Origin of the sequence: Streptomyces deccanensis, assembly GCF_022385335.1 — a bacterium.
GTDB lineage: Bacteria > Actinomycetota > Actinomycetes > Streptomycetales > Streptomycetaceae > Streptomyces > Streptomyces deccanensis.
In genome coordinates this window covers 9,285,258-9,303,339 of record NZ_CP092431.1, presented here as the reverse complement: position 1 = coordinate 9,303,339, position 18,082 = coordinate 9,285,258, and the positions used below count along the sequence as shown (strand labels likewise).

The following is an 18,082-nucleotide window of genomic DNA, read 5'->3' as shown; positions in this document are numbered from 1 at the left end:
CGTGTTCACTCCTCGTCGCGGGTCAGCGCCAGCAGCCGGTCCAGCACCCTCGGGCCCCCGGCGCGTACGCCGTCGTGTTCGAACTCGTCCGTGACCCAGGTGCGCAGGCCCCGGATCGAGCGGGCCGTCGCGAGGGAGTGGGCGGTGTCGACGTACATGTCGTCGTGGTAGATCGCGGCGGCGACCGGGACCTCGTTGGCGGCGAGGCGGGCCGGGTCGTACAGCGGGGCCCAGTCGGTGCGGGCGGCCAGTGCCTCGGCGGTGTCGCTCAGGGGGCGCAGGGCCGGGTCGGTGGCGAACGTCCAGGGGTGGACGGACTCACCCGTGAACAGGACCGGCCCGTCGCCGGTGAGCGTCTTGGCGGCGTCGAACTGCGGGAACTCGGCGCGCACCCGCTCGGCGGACCAGGCGGTGGGCCGTTCGCCCTGGCCGTAGCAGGCCTCGTGGACGAGGGCGTACAGGGGGTGCCCGGCGAAGGAGAGCAGGCCCTGGACCGCCTCCTGGAACGCGTCGGAGAGCGCGGGGCCCTGCGGGGTGCGGACGAAGGCGTCCTCCAGCAGGTAGTGCAGCCGGTGGCTGCCGTCACCGCGGCCGAGGAGGATGCCGAGGGACTGGAAGGCCTCGACGGTGAGCCGGTGACCGCCGTGCAGCACGATCTCGTGTTCCAGGAGGTGCTCGGCGATCCGGCGGACCCGCTCGATGTCCTGCGGGTAGCGGGCGTAGTGCGCGGCGACCTTGCGCTCGATGCGCGGGTAGGCGGCGCGGTACACGTCGTCCGCGTGGCCGTCCAGCGTCGGCAGTCCGCCGGTGATGACGGCGGTGCTCAGCCCTTCGGGGGCGATCGAGAGATAGGTGACCGCGCAGAAGCCGCCGAAGCTCTGGCCGAGGACGGCCCAGGGGGCGCCGCCGGTGACCTCGGGACGGATGGCCTCGCAGTCGCGGACGATGGAGTCGGCGCGGAAGTGGGCCAGGTAGTCGGCCTGTTCGGCGGGGCCGCCGCGCAGCGGAAGGGTCTGGCGGTTGGCGGGGGTGGAGGCGCCGGTGCCGCGCTGGTCCAGGAGCAGCACCCGGTACTCCTTCAGGGCCCGGTCCAGCCAGGCCTCACGGCCGACGAAGCGGTTCGCTCCGAAGCCGGGGCCGCCTTGCAGATAGACCAGCCAGGGCAGTTCGGCGTCCGCCTTGTCGCTCGCGACGACCTCGCGCGCGTAGAGCTCGATCCGCTCCCCCGCCGGGTCGTGGTGGTCGAGGGGGACGGTGAAACGGCGGTCGGTGAGGACGACACCGGGCTGCCGGTAGCTGACGGACAACAGGGCTCCCTGAGCGGACGGATTCCAGGCCGTGGTCCAGTCCAGCACAGATTCTCCGCCCGGCCGACCCCGTGGATCAAGAAATTCTCGCTGAACCGGGGCTCAGTACGCCGGCCGCCGCCGGTGCCCGACTACTGAACGGGCGCTCAGCGCGCCGAGAGGCTGGAGCGCCGCACGACCAGTTCCGGCTGGAGGACGACCCGCCGGTGCTCGTGCGGGACGGTCGCGGTCTCGGCCTCGGTCTCCTCCAGCAGGAGTTCGGCGGCGAGGGCGCCCATGGTGACGGCGGGCTGCCGTACGGAGGTGAGGGGGACGGCGGCCGCGGCGGCGAACTCGATGTCGTCGTAGCCGACGATGGCGAGGTCGCCGGGGACGCTCACCCCGGCCGCGTACATGGCCTGGAGCACACCGAGGGCGAGCAGGTCGTTGGCGCAGAAGACGGCGGTGGGGCGGTCGGCGAGGCCGAGGAGGCGGGCGCCCGCGTCCCGGCCGGCGGCCACGTCGAGGCGCTCGGTGGGCAGTTCCCGCAGGGCCTCGGGGCCGAGTCCCGCCTCCTGCAGGGCGTTCAGGGCACCCGTACGGCGGTCGCGGACCTGGTTGAGACCGGCCGGTCCGCTGACGTACGCGATGGAACGGTGCCCCGCGTCCACCAGGTGACGCACGGCGAGGGCACCGCCCGCGACGTCGTCGACGGAGACCGAGCACTCGGTGGTGCCCTCGGCGACCCGGTCGACGAGGACGAAGGGGATGCCGTGGCGGCGGAACGCCGCGATGTTGCGTCCCGTGGCGTCGGCGGGGGTCAGCAGCACCCCGCGCACGCGCTGTTCGGCGAAGAGCGAGAGGTACTCGGACTCCTCCCCCGCGCTCTGCGCGCTGTTGCAGACCATCACGCCGAGTCCGGCGTCGCGCGCGGCCCGCTCGGCACCGCGCGCGACGTCGACGAAGAAGGGGTTGCCCATGTCGAGCACGAGCAGCCCCATGATGCGGCTCCGCCCGGCCCGCAGCTGGCGCGCCGACTCGCTGCGGACGTAGCCGAGGCGGTCGATGGCGGCCAGCACACGGGCCCGGGTGCCGGAGGCCACCGAGTCCGGCCGGTTGATGACGTTCGAGACCGTGCCGACGGAGACTCCGGCGGCGGCGGCGACGTCCTTGATACCCACCGACTGCGACATCGGACGGGGACCTCCAGAAAGGTACGGAGCGGCGGGCATACGTTCACATTACCGCCGGGCCGCCGCGCGAACGGCCCGGTCAGGAGGTGGAACGTTACCCTCGTACGGGGGTGTCAGGCGGGCAGGGCGAAGTCGATCACGCGGAGCGCCGACGGTGTGGTGCCGCTCGACTTCACCTGGTACATCACGGACAGGACGTTGTCCTGGGCGATCCGGCTCTCGTCGAACACGACCTCGCCGAAGGCGTTCAGCCCGGACCCGTCGAACAGGATCTTCCAGTCGGTGTGCCCGGAGGCCGCCGTGGCTCCGGCGATCCGGCCGAACGGGAAGAGCGCGTAGGCGTTGTTGTACTTGTCCATGACCAGCTTGGTGCGCTGGCTGGAGTTCAGCGGCACCGGTATCTCGGTCTTCGTCCAGGGGCCGGAGGCGCTCTTGCGGACGAGGAAGGCGCGGCCGTTGGCGGTGCGGTTGGCGACGTAGTTGGTCGTGCACTGGCCGAAGCGGCCGGGGACGTAGCTGATGATGGCGTGCGGTCGGCCGGCGGAGTCGGTCCACTGGCTCTCCTGGTTCATCAGGGAGTGGTCCGGGTTGAGCGCGTCCACGACGAGGCCGGCGTCGGTGACGGAGACCTTGTCGGAGCCGCCGGTGGTGCCGACGACGGCGCCCGCGTTGTTGCGCCAGGTGCGGCCGAGGTCGTCGGAGTACACGTAGCCGGTGTCGTGGTTGGTGATGCCGCCGCTGTTGCACATCACGGCGTTGTTCTGCTCGCGCCAGGTGAACAGGGCGTGCAGGCGCCCGTTGCGGTCGTAGTCGATGCCGTGCAGGTACATGTTGCGGGCCGTCGAGGAGCCGTGCTCGCTGGTGTAGGTGCCGGTGGAGGACGTCCACTCGCCGAGGTTGGTCCAGGAGGTGCCGTTGTACTCGGCGAGGGCGTTGCGGCCGTTGCCGGAGATGCCGGCGCGGTAGCTCAGCTGGAGCTTGCCGTCGGGCATCGAGATGAACTGCGGGTAGGTGAACTGCGAGGTGAGCGCGAGTCCGTCGAGGGTGGACTGCGGGGCGCCGAAGCGGCTCGTGGTCCAGCTCAGGCCGGCCGGGTTGTCCATGAGCCCGGCGACGGACTTGACGTAGGTGAAGCCGTCGCTGTGCGAGTCCATGTTCAGGTGGAGGCGGCCGTCGACCTTGGAGACGCCCATGGAGATGACGTTGTGGGAGTCGTTGTAGCGCAGCGTGTGGCCGACCTTGACGGTGGACCAGGTGCCGGAGCCGAGGACGCGGCGGCCGACGACGGCGTTGCGGTCGGCGGTGTACCAGACGGCGTACTGGTAGCCCTTGTAGGTGAGCAGGGCGTTCTTCTGGAACGCGTTGTTGTTGACCAGACCGTCGTAGGACACGAAGTAGATGGCCTGGCTGTCGAGCAGGGTGTTGCCGGTCTGGGTGACCGAGGGGCCGGGGTCGGCGGCGCGGGCGGTGGCGGCGCCGAGGGCGGGGCTCACGACGGCACCGGCGAGTGCGGCGCCGAGCAGCGTACGTCTCTTCATCTCGGGGGACTCCGTTGTCGAGCGAGGTGGGGAGGGGGGGGAGGGTGCTGCGTCGGGGGGCTCAGGCGAGGTGGAAGACCTCGGTGAGCGGCTTCATGGCCTCGTCGGGCCGGGCGCCGTCGAGGGACTCGAAGAACGGCGCCATCTCCTTCTGCCAGCGGGCGTTGACCTCGGCGGCCTCCATGCCGGCGAGCGCGGCCTGGAAGTCCTCGGTCTCCAGGTAGCCGACGAGCAGGCCGTCGTCGCGCAGGAAGAGGGAGTAGTTGTGCCAGCCGGTGGCCGAGAGTGCTTCGAGCATCTCCGGCCACACGGCGGCGTGCCGCTCGCGGTACTCGTCGATCCGGTCCTGGCGGACCTTGAGGAGGAAGCAGACGCGCTGCATGAGATACCGCTCCTGGGGGGTGAGGGGGGTGGCTGTAACTCGGCTGCGGTGATCAGAAGTTGAACTTGTCGATGTTCTCCTTGTTGAACACCGTGGGCTTGCCGAGGCTGATGACGCCGTCCTTGCCGATGGTGTACTCGCCCATGTCACCGGCGGTGAAGGTCTCGCCCTCCTTGCCGGTGATCTGGCCGGAGACCAGGGCCACGGCGGTGCGGGCGGCCAGCTCGCCGAGCTTCGCCGGGTCCCACAGCTCGAAGCCCTCGACCGTGCCGTCCTTGACGTACTTGCGCATGTCGTTGGGGGTGCCGAGGCCGGTCAGCTTGACCTTGCCCTTGTACTTGGAGCCCGACAGGTACTGGGCGGCGGCCTTGATGCCGACCGTGGTCGGGGAGATGATCCCCTTCAGGTTCGGGTACTCCTGGAGCAGGCCCTGGGTCTGCTGGAAGGACTTCTGGGCGTCGTCGTCACCGTAGGCGACCTTGACGAGCTTGATGTCCTTGTACTTGGGGTCCTTGAGTTCGTCCTTCATGAACTCGATCCAGGTGTTCTGGTTGGTCGCGGTCTGCGCGGCGGACAGGATCGCGATCTCGCCCTTGTAGCCGATCTGCTCGGCGAGCAGCTGGACCTCGGTGCGGCCGAGGTCCTCGGCGCTGGCCTGCGAGACGAAGGCGTTGCGGCACTCCGGCTTGGTGTCGGAGTCGTAGGTGACGACCTTGATGTCGTTGCTCATGGCCTGCTTGAGCGCGGGGCACAGGGCGCCCGGGTCCTGCGCGGAGACGGCCATCGCGTCGACCTGCTGCTGGGTGAGCGTGTTGACGTAGGTGACCTGGCCGGAGGTGTCCGTGGCGCTGGACGGGCCGACCTCCTTGTAGCTGGAGCCCAGCTCCTTCAGCGCCGTCTCGCCGCCCTTGTCCGCGGAGGTGAAGTACGGGTTGTTGACCTGCTTCGGCAGGAAGCCGACGGTCAGGCCCTTCTTCAGTTCGGCGTTGGGGTCGGCCTTGCCGGTGGCCTGTGCGGAGGCGGAGTCGTCCTTGACGTCGCTCTTCGTGGTGCCGCCGCAGGCGGTGACGCCGAGGGCGAAGGAGGTGACGGCGGCGAGCGCCGCACAGGAACGGCGGAGGGTTGCCTTGCGCATGAGGGGTCCTTTGATACGGAGGGGCGGGCGGGTGTGCGGTGCGGGGGTCGGCGGTGGGGGCCCAGCCGTCAGGGGGCTGGAGTGGGCGCCTTGGTGACCGGCGCCGAGGCGGCTCTGCGGCCGGCCCTGGCGACGGAGATCTGGCGTGCGACCCGGGGGCCGAGCACGGAGAGGACGAGCAGGACGCCGGTGACGACGATCTGCGACTGGGCGGAGACGTCCTGGAGGCTCATGACGTTCTGCAGGGTGCCGAGGAGGAACACGCCGGCGATCGCGCCGCCGAGGGTGCCCTTGCCGCCGTCGAAGTCGATACCGCCGAGGAGTACGGCCGCGACGACCGAGAGTTCGAGCCCGGTGGCGTTGTCGTAGCGGGCGCTGGCGTAGTGCAGGGCCCAGAAGACGCCGGTGAGGGCGGCCATCAGGCCGGTCACCGTGAAGAGGATCAGCTTCTGCCGCTTGACGCGGATGCCGGCGAACCGGGCGGCCTCCTCGCTCGCTCCGGTCGCGAAGACCGAGCGGCCGAAGGGGGTGGCGTGCAGGGCGATCACGGCGATCACCAGCAGGACCAGGAAGGGGATGAAGGCCTGCGGGACGAAGCTGTCGCCGATCCGGCCGGCCGCGAAGTCCAGGTACGGGGTGGGGAAGTCGGTGACCGCGTCGGAGCCGAGGACGATCTGCGCGATGCCCCGGTAGGCGGCGAGCGTGCCGATGGTGACGGCGAGCGAGGACAGGCCGAGCTTGGTGACCAGCAGGCCGTTGATCAGTCCGCAGACCACGCCGAGGGCCAGACAGATCGGGATGATCGTCTCGATGGTCATGCCCTGGTTCCACAGGGCGCCCATCACCGCGCCGGAGAGACCGGCGGTGGAGGCGACCGACAGGTCGATCTCGCCGGAGACCACGAGGAGGGTCATCGGCAGGGCGACCAGCGCGATCGGCAGGGTGTTGCCGATGAGGAAGGACAGATTGAGCGCGTTGCCGAAACCGTCGACGGTGGTGAAGGACAGCAGGAGCACCACGATGAGGAGGGCGCCGACGACCGTGTCCCAGCGGATCGCACGCGACAGGGTGGAGTCAGCCATGGCGGGCGTTCCTCTTCTTCAGAGCGGTCGCCACACGCACCGCGACCACGCGGTCCACGGCGATGGCGAGGATGAGCAGGATGCCGTTGATGGCGAGCACCCACACCGAGCTGACGCCGAGGGCGGGCAGCACGCTGTTGATGGAGGTCAGCAGCAGGGCGCCGAGCGCCGCGCCGTAGACACTGCCGGAGCCGCCGGTGAAGACCACGCCGCCGACCACGACCGCGCTGACGACGGTGAGTTCGTAGCCGTTGCCGGTGCTGGAGTCGACGTTGCCGAAGCGGGCCAGGTAGAGCGCGCCGGCGAGGCCGGCGAGGGCGCCGCAGAAGGTGTACGCCATCAGGATCCGCTTGCGGACCGGGATGCCGGCCAGGCGGGCGGCCTCCGGGTTGGAGCCGAGCGCGTACAGCTCGCGTCCGCTGCCGAAGTGCTTCAGGTAGTACGCCGTGGCCACCAGGACCGCCAGCGCGATCAGGGCGAGGTAGGGCACCGCGGAGATGCCGCCGGAGCCGAAGTCGATGAAGCCGTCGGGGAGTCCGGAGGCGACGATCTGGCGGGAGCCGACCCAGATGGAGTCGATGCCGCGGATGATGTACAGCGTGCCGAGGGTGACGACGAGGGCGGGCACCTGGCCGAGGCTGACGAGCAGCCCGTTCAGCAGGCCGAAGCCGATGCCCATCAGGACCGCCATGAGCACGGCCACGACCGCGTTGCCGCCGCCCTGGAGGTACGTACCGGCGGCGAAGGCGCTGATGCCGAGGGTGGAGCCGACCGAGAGGTCGACGTTGCGGGTGATGACGACCAGTGACTGGCCGACGGCGACCAGCACCAGGATGGTTCCGTTGAGCAGCAGGTCCTTGATGCCCTGCTCGGTGAGGAACTCGCTGTTGCCCAGCTGGGTGACGACGATCATCACCAGGAAGACGACCAGGATGGCGAGTTCGCGCATCTTGAAGACGCGGTCCACCAGCCGGGTGCCGCTGGACTTGGGCACCTCGGTGACGGGGGTGTTCTGAGGGGTGGTCACCGTCATGCGGCGGCCCTCCCGGTGGCTGCGGCCATCACGGATTCCTCGGTGGCTTCGGAGCGAGGGATCTCGGCGGTGAGCCGGCCCTCGTGCATCACGAGCACGCGGTCGGCCATACCGAGGATCTCGGGCAGGTCGGAGGAGATCATCAGCACGGCCACGCCGTCGGCGGCCAACTCGCTGAGCAGACGGTGCACTTCGGCCTTGGTGCCGACGTCGATGCCCCGGGTGGGCTCGTCGACGATCAGCACTTTCGGTCCGGTGGCGAGCCACTTGGCGAGGACGACCTTCTGCTGGTTGCCGCCCGACAGGGTGTTGACGGTGTCGGCGATCCGGGCGTACTTGACCTGGAGCTTGACCGCCCAGTCGAGGGAGCGGCTGCGCTCGGCGCCCCGGTCCATCAGGCCGGCCTTCACGGTCGTACGGAGTCCGGTGAGGCCGATGTTGCGCTCGATGGACATGTCCATCACCAGGCCCTGGGCGCGGCGGTCCTCGGGGACCAGGGCGAGCCCGGCGGCCATCGCGGTGGAGGGGGCGCCGTTGGTGAGCGCCTTGCCGTCGAGGGTGACCTCGCCCGCGTCCCAGCGGTCGACACCGAAGACGGCGCGCGCGACCTCCGTACGGCCGGCGCCGACGAGGCCGGCCAGGCCGACGATCTCGCCCCGGCGGACGTCGAAGGAGACGTCGGTGAAGACACCCTCGCGGGTCAGCCGGCGCACGCTGAGCGCGACCTCGCCCGGCTCGACCTCCTGCTTCGGGTACAGCTCGTCCAGGTCGCGGCCGACCATGCGGCGGACCAGGTCGTCCTCGGTCATGCCGTCGATCGGTTCGCTGGAGATCCAGGCCCCGTCGCGCAGGGTGGTGACGCGCTGGCAGATCTGGAAGATCTCCTCCAGGCGGTGGGAGATGAAGAGGACGGCCGAGCCCTGCTCGCGCAGCGTGCGGACGACACCGAAGAGCCGGGCCACCTCGCTGCCGGTGAGGGCCGCCGTCGGCTCGTCCATGATCAGGACGCGGGCGTCGAAGGAGAGCGCCTTGGCGATCTCGACGATCTGCTGGTCGGCGATGGACAGGCCGCGCGCGGGGCGGTCGGGGTCGAGTTCGACACCGAGCCGCTGCATCAGCGCGAGGGTGGCCGCGTGGGTGGCCTTGTGGTCGATGCGGCCGAGGGCGCGCCGCGGCTGGCGGCCCATGAAGATGTTCTCGGCGATCGAAAGGTCGGGGAAGAGCGTGGGCTCCTGGTAGATGACGGCGATGCCGGCGTCCCGTGCGTCGGCCGGGCCGTGGAACACGGTGGGCTCGCCGTCGAGGAGCACCTGACCGGAGTCCGGTCGGTGCACCCCGGCGAGGCTCTTGATGAGGGTCGACTTGCCCGCGCCGTTCTCTCCGGCTAGTGCGTGCACCTCGCCCGGGAACAGTTCCAGGGACACGTCCCGCAGGGCGCGTACGGCGCCGAAGGACTTGGAGACGCCCTTCAGAGCGAGAACGGGGGCCGGACCCTTGTCGGACCGGTGGGTCATGGGGGCTCCTCGACGACGGCCGGTGGCTAGCGGAGAAGCTGCCTCACTGCGTCGTGAAAGGTTTCAACTTGGTTGCCGGGACGTTAGGCATCACTCGCAGGTCACGTCAATGGGTTTCGGTCGAAAATTTTTCGATATGAGAGGTCACGACCGAGTCACGGAAAGCTGGCTTGACCTGGGGGGTTGACAGCCCGGCGTGTCGCTCATAGTTTCCGGTGCTGAATCGTTTCAGACATCAAAGCCGGTAGGAGCCCTGACGTGACCGAGCTCGCCGCGGTGAAGGCCGCCCTCAAGACACAGGCCGTCGAGACGCCGTCGTGGGCGTACGGAAACTCCGGAACCCGTTTCAAGGTGTTCGCCCAGGCGGGTGTACCGCGCGACCCCTGGGAGAAGCTGGACGACGCCGGCAAGGTCCACGAGTTCACGGGCGTGGCGCCGACCGTGGCGCTGCACATCCCGTGGGACAAGGTGGACGACTACGCGGCGCTGGCGAAGCACGCCGAGGAGCGCGGCGTGAAGCTGGGCGCCATCAACTCCAACACCTTCCAGGACGACGACTACAAGCTGGGCAGCATCTGCCACCCGGACGCGGCGATCCGCCGCAAGGCCGTCGACCACCTGCTGGAGTGCGTCGACATCATGGACGCGACCGGTTCGCGCGATCTGAAGCTGTGGTTCGCGGACGGGACGAACTATCCCGGCCAGGACGACATCCGCGGGCGCCAGGACCGGCTGGCCGAGGGCCTCGCCGAGGTGTACGAGCGGCTCGGGGACGACCAGCGGATGCTGCTGGAGTACAAGTTCTTCGAGCCGGCGTTCTACACGACCGATGTGCCGGACTGGGGCACCGCCTACGCCCACTGCCTGAAGCTCGGGCCGAAGGCGCAGGTCGTGGTCGACACCGGGCACCACGCGCCGGGGACCAACATCGAGTTCATCGTGGCGACGCTGCTGCGGGAGGGGAAGCTCGGCGCGTTCGACTTCAACTCGCGGTTCTACGCCGACGACGACCTGATGGTGGGCGCGGCCGACCCGTTCCAGCTGTTCCGGATCATGTACGAGGTCGTGCGTGGGGGCGGGTTCACTCCCGAGGTCGCGTTCATGCTCGACCAGTGCCACAACATCGAGGCGAAGATCCCGGCGATCATCCGGTCGGTGATGAACGTGCAGGAGGCCACGGCGAAGGCGCTGCTTGTCGACCGGGGGGCCCTTGCTGTTGCTCAGCGCGACGGGGATGTGCTGGAGGCGAACGCGGTCGTGATGGACGCGTACAACACGGATGTGCGGCCGTTGCTGCGGGAGGTGCGGGAGGAGATGGGGCTGGACCCCGAGCCGTTGAAGGCGTACCGGGCGTCGGGGTGGGCGGGGAAGATCGTCGAGGAGCGGGTGGGGGGAGAGCAGGCCGGGTGGGGCGCCTGATCTCCGGGTTCCGTCTGCCTGTTCTTGTTCGTCGCGGGCCGCGGGCCCGGTGGGGGCTGGTCGCGCAGTTCCCCGCGCCCCTGAAAAGCAGGGGCTCCGCCCCGTGCTTTTCAGGCCCGCAGGGCCTGGTCTTTTAGGGGCGCGGGGAACTGCGCGAGAAGCCCCACTCACCCGCACCCGGCGACGCACCCCGAGTCCCGAGCTGAACCCCGTACTCCGTACCCCGTACTCATCTCACCGTAAGGACTGACCGCACATGGCAACCCACCCCGAAGCCGCAGCCCTGCTCGCCCGGTCGCGGCGGCTTGGTGCCGATCCCCGGAACACCAACTACGCCGGCGGCAACACGTCCGCCAAGGGCACCGACACCGACCCCGTCACCGGGGGTGATGTGGAGCTGATGTGGGTGAAGGGGTCCGGGGGCGACCTGGGCACCCTGACCGAGGCCGGGCTCGCCGTGCTGCGGCTGGACCGGATGCGGGCGCTCGTCGACGTCTACCCGGGCGTCGAGCGCGAGGACGAGATGGTGGCGGCGTTCGACTACTGCCTGCACGGCAAGGGCGGCGCGGCGCCGTCGATCGACACCGCGATGCACGGTCTCGTGGACGCCGCGCACGTCGATCATCTGCACCCCGACTCCGGGATCGCGCTCGCCTGCGCGGCCGACGGGGAGAAGCTGACCGCCGAATGTTTCGGGGACAGCGTGGTGTGGGTGCCGTGGCGGCGGCCCGGCTTCCAGCTGGGGCTGGACATCGCGGCCATCAAGGAGGCCAACCCGCAGGCCGTCGGCTGCGTCCTCGGCGGGCACGGCATCACCGCCTGGGGCGACACCGCCGAGGAGTGCGAGAAGAACTCGCTGCACATCATCCGTACCGCCGAGACGTTCCTGGCGGAGAGGGGCAAGGCGGAGCCCTTCGGGCCCGTCATAGAGGGATACGAGGCGCTGGGCACCGCCGAGCGCCGTGCGCGGGCCGCCGCTCTCGCTCCGCACGTCCGGGCGATCGCCTCGCAGGACAAGGCGCAGGTCGGCCACTTCACCGACTCCGACGTGGTCCTCGACTTCCTGGCCGCCGCCGAGCACCCGCGGCTCGCCGCGCTGGGGACCTCGTGCCCCGACCACTTCCTGCGGACGAAGGTCCGGCCGCTGGTCCTGGACCTGCCGCCGACCACCGATCTGGACTCCGCGATCGCCCGGCTCAAGGAGCTGCACGCCGAGTACCGCGAGGAGTACGCCTCCTACTACCAGCGGCACGCCGAGCCCGACTCCCCCGCGATGCGCGGCGCCGACCCGGCGATCGTGCTGATCCCGGGCGTGGGCATGTTCAGCTTCGGCAAGGACAAGCAGACCGCGCGGGTGGCCGGCGAGTTCTACGTCAACGCGATCAACGTGATGCGGGGCGCCGAGGCGGTGTCGACGTACGCGCCGATCGAGGAGTCGGAGAAGTTCCGCATCGAGTACTGGGCGCTGGAGGAGGCCAAGCTCCAGCGGATGCCGAAGCCCAAGCCGCTGGCGACCCGGGTCGCGCTCGTCACGGGTGCGGGCAGCGGGATCGGCAAGGCCATCGCGCACCGGCTGGTGGCCGAGGGGGCCTGTGTCGTCGTCGCCGACCTCAACGCCGAGAACGCCGCCGCCGTCGCCGAGGAGCTGGGCGGGGCGGACAAGGCCGTCGCCGTGACCGTCGACGTGACGGACGAGGGGCAGATCACCGAGGCGTTCAAGGCCGCCGCGCTCGCCTTCGGCGGGGTCGATCTCGTCGTCAACAACGCCGGCATCTCGATCTCCAAGCCGCTCCTGGAGACGTCCGCGAAGGACTGGGACCTGCAGCACGACATCATGGCCCGCGGCTCGTTCCTGGTGTCCCGTGAGGCGGCCCGCGTGATGATCGCGCAGGGGCTGGGCGGCGACATCGTCTACATCGCCTCGAAGAACGCCGTCTTCGCCGGGCCCAACAACATCGCCTACTCCGCCACCAAGGCCGACCAGGCCCACCAGGTGCGGCTGCTCGCCGCCGAGCTGGGCGAGCACGGCATCCGCGTCAACGGGGTCAACCCCGACGGTGTGGTGCGCGGTTCGGGCATCTTCGCGGCCGGCTGGGGCGCCCAGCGCGCGGCGACCTACGGGATCGAGGAGGAGAAGCTCGGCGAGTTCTACGCCCAGCGGACCATCCTCAAGCGCGAGGTGCTCCCCGAGCACGTGGCCAACGCGGTGTTCGCGCTGACCGGCGGGGAGCTGACGCATACCACCGGTCTGCACGTCCCGGTCGACGCCGGCGTGGCCGCCGCCTTCCTCCGATGAGCACGCGTGCGACCGGCGGGTCCGTGAAGTCGTACGCGGCGGTCGACCTCGGTGCGTCCAGCGGGCGCGTCATGGTCGGCCGCGCGGGGCGGGACTCGCTGGACCTCGTCGAGGCGCACCGGTTCCCGAACCGGCCGGTGCGCACGCCCGAGGGACTGCGCTGGGACGTGCTGTCGCTGTACGCGGGGGTGCTCGACGGGCTCAAGGCCTCCGGGCAGGTCGACTCCGTCGGGATCGACAGCTGGGCCGTCGACTACGGGCTGCTGGACGCGGACGGGGCCCTGCTGGGCAATCCGGTGCACTACCGGGACGCCCGTACCGAGGGTGTCGCGGAGAAGGTGTGGGCGACCGTGCCCGCCGCCGAGCTGTACGCGGCGACCGGGTTGCAGTACGCGCCCTTCAACACGCTGTACCAGCTGGTCGCCGCCCGGTCGTCCGCCCAGTTCGCGTATGCCGCGCGATTGTTGCTCGTCCCCGATCTGCTGACGTACTGGCTGACCGGGGAGCAGGGCACCGAGCTGACGAACGCCTCCACCACGCAGCTGATCGACCCCCGCACCCGTGACTGGTCGCGGGACGTCGCGGACCGGCTGGGCATCGACCTCGGCCTGTTCGCACCGCTGCGGCAGCCCGGTGACCCGGCGGGCCTGCTGCGACCGGACGTGCTGGAGGCCACGGGGCTCTCCGGCCCGGTTCCGGTGACGACGGTCGGGTCGCACGACACCGCCTCGGCGGTGGCGGCCGTGCCGGCGACCGGCGAGCGGTTCGCCTACATCTGCACCGGCACCTGGACGCTGGCCGGCCTGGAGCTGGACGCCCCGGTGCTGACGGAGGCGAGCCGGGCGGCCAACTTCACCAACGAGCTGGGGCTCGACGGCACGGTCCGCTACCTCCGCAACATCATGGGGCTGTGGCTGCTGCAGGAGTGCGTACGGGCGTGGGGTGACCCGGATCTGGGTCAACTGCTGCGGGAGGCCGCCGCGGTGCCCGCGCTGCGGTCGGTGGTGGACGCCGGGGACGCGGCGTTCCTCGCGCCCGGCCGGATGCCCGAGCGGATCGCGGAGGCGTGCCGGGAGTCGGGGCAACCCGTCCCGGAGACGCCCGCCGAGATCACCCGGTGCATCCTGGACTCCCTCGCCCTCGCCCACAGGAGGGCCGTCGCCGAGGCCCAGGCGCTGGCCGACCACCCCGTCGACGTCGTCCACATCGTGGGCGGCGGCACCCGCAACGCCCTGCTCTGCCAGCTCACCGCCGACGCCTGCGGGCTGCCGGTGGTGGCCGGACCGGCGGAGGCCGCGGCCCTGGGCAACGTCCTCGTCCAGGCCCGCACCCACGGCCTGGTCGGCGACCGCGCCTCGATGCGGCGGCTGCTCGCCCGCACCCAGCCGCTGGTGCGGTACGAGCCGCAGGGCGACCCGGCGGCCTGGCACGCGGCGGAGGCCCGGCTCACCCAGAGGTGAGCGGGGCCTCCCCCGGCGGGGCCTCCCCCGGCGACGATCGGCGTGCGGATTCGCCCGTCCCCGCCGATCGTCGCGCGGGACCCCTCGCTCTTCGCGTACGCGCGTCGTAGTCTGCACTCATCCGATGACCGACCCCCGAGGAGCCGCGATGCGTGTCGCTCTGTTCCTGACCTGTGTCAACGACACGCTCTATCCCGACACCGGCAGGGCCGTGGTGAAACTGCTGACCAGGCTGGGTGTGGACGTCGACTTCCCGATGGGTCAGACCTGCTGCGGGCAGGCGCACTACAACACCGGGTACCGCCACGAGGCCGAGCCACTGGCCCGGAAGTTCTCCGATGTATTCCGGGATTACGAGGCGATCGTGACGCCATCCGGCTCGTGCGGGGCGATGGTGCGGGAGCTGTATCCGCGGATGGGCGAGCGGGCGCGGGCGGAGGGGCGCGGTGACGGCCTGGCGCGGACGCTGGCACCGGTCGTGCCGAAGACGTACGAGCTGACCGAGTTCCTGGTGGACGTGCTGGGGGTGACGGACGTCGGCGCGTACTACCCGCACAAGGTGACCTACCACCCGACCTGCCACGGGCTGCGGAGCCTCGGCCTCGGGGAGCGGCCCCGACGGCTGCTCCAGGCCGTGAAGGGGCTGGAGCTGGTGGAGTTGCCCGGTGCCGACGAGTGCTGCGGCTTCGGCGGCACGTTCGCCGTGAAGAACTCCGACGTCTCGGCGGCGATGGGCGCGGACAAGGTGCGCAACGCCGAGTCGACGGGCGCCGAGGTGCTGTGCGCGGCCGACAACTCCTGCCTGATGCACATCGGCGGCACGATGACCCGGTTGCGGACGGCCGTCAGGCCGGTCCACATCGCGGAGATCCTGGCGAGCACGGAAGAGGAGCCGCTGGTATGAGCGGGACATTCGTCGGGATGCCGGCGTTCCCGAAGGCCGCGCACGAGGCCGTCCACAACACGACCCTGCGCGGGAACCTGCGCCACGCCACCCACACCATCCGCGCCAAGCGCGCGACCGCGGTCGCGGAGGTGTCCGACTGGGCGGAGCTGCGCGAGGCGGGCAAGCAGATCAAGGACCACACGCTCCGTCATCTCGACCGGTATCTCGAGCAGTTGGAGGAGTCGGTCACGGCGGCGGGTGGCACGGTCCACTGGGCCGCCGACGCGGACGAGGCCAACCGGATCGTCACCTATCTCGTCAAGGCGACCGGTGAGAGCGAGGTCGTCAAGGTCAAGTCGATGGCCACGCAGGAGATCGGGCTGAACGAGGCGCTGGAGGCCGAGGGCATCCACGCCTACGAGACCGATCTCGCCGAGCTGATCGTGCAGTTGGGCAAGGACCGGCCCTCGCACATCCTGGTCCCGGCGATCCACCGCAACCGGGGCGAGATCCGGGACATCTTCACGCGCGAGATGAGCGAGTGGGGCCGCCCGGCCCCCGAGGGTCTGACCGACACGCCGGCCGAGCTGGCGGAGGCGGCGCGGCTGCACCTGCGGGAGAAGTTCCTGCGGGCCAAGGTCGGGGTCTCCGGCGCCAACTTCATGGTCGCGGAGACCGGCACGCTGGTGGTCGTGGAGTCCGAGGGCAACGGCCGGATGTGCCTCACCCTCCCCGAGACACTGATCTCGGTGGTCGGCATCGAGAAGATCGTGCCGACCTGGCAGGACCTGGAGGTGTTCCTGCAGACCCTCCCCCGCTCCTCGACCGCCGAGCGGATGAACCCGTACACCTCCACCTGGACGGGCACGACCGACGAGGACGGGCCGCAGAACTTCCACCTGGTCCTCATCGACAACGGCCGCACCGACACGCTCGCCGACGAGGTCGGCCGGCAGGCCCTGCGCTGCATCCGCTGCTCGGCCTGTCTCAACGTATGCCCGGTGTACGAGCGGGCGGGCGGCCACGCGTACGGCTCGGTGTACCCGGGCCCGATCGGTGCCATCCTCAGCCCTCAACTCCGGGGCACGGGAAGCGAGATCGACTCCTCGCTGCCGTACGCCTCCTCGCTGTGCGGCGCGTGCTACGAGGTGTGCCCGGTCGCCATCGACATCCCCGAGGTGCTGGTGCATCTGCGGGAGCGGGTCGCGCAGGGTGGGCCGGTGACGGAGAACGGCAACAAGGTCGTTCTCAAGCCCGCGAAGGGGCACGGCGCCGAGCGGGCGGCGATGCGGGCGGCACGGTGGGCGTTCAGCCGCCCCGGCGCGCTGCGCACCGGGCAGCGGCTCGCGTCGCGCTCGCGGCGCTTCCATCCCCGTACGCTGCCGGGCCCCGGCAAGGCGTGGAGCGCCAGCCGTGATCTTCCCGCGCTGCCCCCGGAGCCGTTCCGGGACTGGTGGCAGAGGACGAACGGCGGAAAGGACACGGGCAAGTGAGCAGCAGGGATCTGATCCTGGGTCGGGTGCGACGCGCCCTCGCCGACGTACGCCGGGACGACACACCGTACGAGCAGGCCGTGCCGCGGGGTTATCTCCGCGAGCACGGGGAGCTGGCCCCCGCCGAGACGGTGGAGTTGCTGGCGGAGAACCTGGCGGACTATCGGGCGCTCGTGCACCGCGCGGACGCGGACGGGCTCGCGGAAATGATCGCCGGGCTGTTGCACGCGCACGGCTCGAAGACGGTGCTGGTGCCGCCGGGGCTGCGCGAGGAATGGCTGTCGGCGACCGACCTGGCACGGGTGCCGGACCGGGGCGAGAGCACCGCGCACGAGTTGGACCGGGTCGACAGCGTCGTCACCGCCTGTGCCCTCGCGATCGCCGAGACCGGCACGATCGTGCTGGACGGCTCCCCCGACCAGGGCCGCCGCCGGATCACCCTCGTGCCCGACCACCACATCTGCGTCGTCCGGGTACCGGACCAGGTGGTGTCGTCGGTGCCGCAGGCACTCGAACTCCTGGACCCGACCCGCCCGTTGACGTGGATCTCGGGCCCGTCCGCCACCAGCGACATCGAACTGGACCGGGTGGAGGGGGTGCACGGCCCGCGCACCCTGGAGGTGGTCCTGGTGACCGGGGGTGACGGCCAGGGCTAGGGTCGGGATCGCGGGCCACTCTCCGTCAACGCCTCGGCGGCCACCCTGAGGTCGGACACCAGTCCCGCGTACGCGGCGTCGCGGTCGTCGGCGCGGAGCACGGCGGAGGGGTGCAGGGTGGCGACGACGTACGATCTCGGGCCGGACCAGGCGGAGTTCGGCGAGCAGCCAGGGGCGGCAGGCGGCGACCTCGCGCAGGTCGGGCGCCTTGTGGATACGGCGTTTGCCGCCGCCCGGGGGCCGCGTGAACTTGAAGTGCTTGACCGCGTTGGTCACATAGGTCGTGTCCGCGTCGATGCCGGCCTCGTCGAGGGCGCGCCGCAGCAGCCGCCCGGCGGGGCCGACGAAGGGCTCGCCCTGTCTGTCCTCCTGGTCCCCAGGCTGCTCACCGACGAGGAGGAGCCGGGCGGACGCGTCGCCCTTGCCGAAGACGGTCTGGGTGGCGTCCTCGTACAGGGGGCAGCCCCGGCAGTCGGCCGCGGCCCGGCGGTGAGCGGGGAGGCCGCCGCGGTCAGGGAGGAACGGCTCGGCGTCGTACGCGCGCGGGTCCGCGGCGGGCGCCTTGGTGGGGCGCGCGTGCTCGATGGGGCTCATCCGGGGCACCTCCTCGGGCGGGAAGCCCGGCCGGAGCGCTTCGCCGGGGCGGCAGCGCTCGACGGAGCCCGAGCGCCGCGCAGGGGTCCGGCTCGGGGCTGATTCCGGGTACCCC

General features: G+C 70.9%; 14 protein-coding genes and 1 pseudogene. 6 read left to right on the top strand and 9 right to left on the bottom strand.

What is annotated here, in order from left to right; translation table 11 throughout:
* Positions 1-5: 5 nt before the first annotated feature.
* From L3078_RS40935 to L3078_RS40900, 8 genes are all read right to left on the bottom strand, one after another.
* Positions 6-1,307, bottom strand: coding sequence for an alpha/beta fold hydrolase (locus L3078_RS40935; protein WP_239760685.1), 1,302 nt, complete (start codon positions 1,305-1,307; stop codon positions 6-8).
* A 146-nt stretch (positions 1,308-1,453) separates the two neighbouring features.
* Complete coding sequence (locus tag L3078_RS40930; RefSeq protein WP_239759276.1) at positions 1,454-2,479, bottom strand: LacI family DNA-binding transcriptional regulator; 1,026 nt, start codon at positions 2,477-2,479, stop codon at positions 1,454-1,456.
* Positions 2,480-2,592: 113 nt separating this feature from the next.
* The gene (locus tag L3078_RS40925) at positions 2,593-4,017 is read right to left on the bottom strand and encodes a BNR repeat-containing protein (protein WP_239759275.1); all 1,425 of its coding nucleotides are present in this window, start codon (positions 4,015-4,017) and stop codon (positions 2,593-2,595) included.
* 61 nt (positions 4,018-4,078) lie between these two features.
* Positions 4,079-4,399: an L-rhamnose mutarotase gene (locus L3078_RS40920; RefSeq protein ID WP_030043960.1), complete on the bottom strand. Its 321-nt coding sequence runs from the start codon at positions 4,397-4,399 to the stop codon at positions 4,079-4,081.
* Between the two features lie 52 nt (positions 4,400-4,451).
* Entirely contained in the window at positions 4,452-5,534 is a 1,083-nt protein-coding gene (rhaS, locus tag L3078_RS40915; RefSeq protein ID WP_239759274.1) for a rhamnose ABC transporter substrate-binding protein, read from the bottom strand.
* A 68-nt stretch (positions 5,535-5,602) separates the two neighbouring features.
* The gene (locus tag L3078_RS40910) at positions 5,603-6,616 is read right to left on the bottom strand and encodes an ABC transporter permease (protein WP_239759273.1); all 1,014 of its coding nucleotides are present in this window, start codon (positions 6,614-6,616) and stop codon (positions 5,603-5,605) included.
* The gene (locus tag L3078_RS40905; protein WP_239759272.1) at positions 6,609-7,649 is read right to left on the bottom strand and encodes an ABC transporter permease; all 1,041 of its coding nucleotides are present in this window, start codon (positions 7,647-7,649) and stop codon (positions 6,609-6,611) included. The genes L3078_RS40910 and L3078_RS40905 overlap by 8 nt, the downstream gene beginning before the upstream one ends.
* Positions 7,646-9,163: a sugar ABC transporter ATP-binding protein gene (locus L3078_RS40900; protein WP_239759271.1), complete on the bottom strand. Its 1,518-nt coding sequence runs from the start codon at positions 9,161-9,163 to the stop codon at positions 7,646-7,648. Before L3078_RS40900 ends, L3078_RS40905 begins: the two co-directional genes overlap by 4 nt.
* Positions 9,164-9,421: 258 nt before the next feature.
* Between L3078_RS40900 and rhaI the strand changes: the two genes are divergently transcribed.
* The 6 genes from rhaI to L3078_RS40870 all read left to right on the top strand — a co-directional run bounded on the left by rhaI (position 9,422) and on the right by L3078_RS40870 (position 17,373).
* A complete protein-coding gene (gene rhaI / locus L3078_RS40895; protein ID WP_239759270.1) occupies positions 9,422-10,582 on the top strand; it encodes an L-rhamnose isomerase in 1,161 nt (386 codons plus the stop codon).
* 256 nt (positions 10,583-10,838) lie between these two features.
* Positions 10,839-12,878 (top strand): bifunctional aldolase/short-chain dehydrogenase, encoded by a 2,040-nt coding sequence (locus tag L3078_RS40890; protein ID WP_239759269.1) that lies wholly within the window; start codon positions 10,839-10,841, stop codon positions 12,876-12,878.
* On the top strand, positions 12,875-14,338 hold the full coding sequence (locus L3078_RS40885; RefSeq protein ID WP_239759268.1) for a rhamnulokinase: 1,464 nt from the start codon (positions 12,875-12,877) through the stop codon (positions 14,336-14,338). Before L3078_RS40890 ends, L3078_RS40885 begins: the two co-directional genes overlap by 4 nt.
* 148 nt (positions 14,339-14,486) lie before the next feature.
* Positions 14,487-15,242 (top strand): (Fe-S)-binding protein, encoded by a 756-nt coding sequence (locus L3078_RS40880; protein ID WP_192365550.1) that lies wholly within the window; start codon positions 14,487-14,489, stop codon positions 15,240-15,242.
* Positions 15,239-16,717 (top strand): LutB/LldF family L-lactate oxidation iron-sulfur protein, encoded by a 1,479-nt coding sequence (locus tag L3078_RS40875; protein WP_239759267.1) that lies wholly within the window; start codon positions 15,239-15,241, stop codon positions 16,715-16,717. The genes L3078_RS40880 and L3078_RS40875 overlap by 4 nt, the downstream gene beginning before the upstream one ends.
* The gene (locus tag L3078_RS40870; RefSeq protein WP_239759266.1) at positions 16,714-17,373 is read left to right on the top strand and encodes a LutC/YkgG family protein; all 660 of its coding nucleotides are present in this window, start codon (positions 16,714-16,716) and stop codon (positions 17,371-17,373) included. Before L3078_RS40875 ends, L3078_RS40870 begins: the two co-directional genes overlap by 4 nt.
* Here the strand turns inward: L3078_RS40870 and L3078_RS40865 are convergent.
* Positions 17,370-17,967: pseudogene (locus L3078_RS40865) on the bottom strand (UdgX family uracil-DNA binding protein). The gene L3078_RS40870 and the pseudogene L3078_RS40865 overlap by 4 nt on opposite strands.
* Positions 17,968-18,082 lie beyond the last annotated feature (115 nt).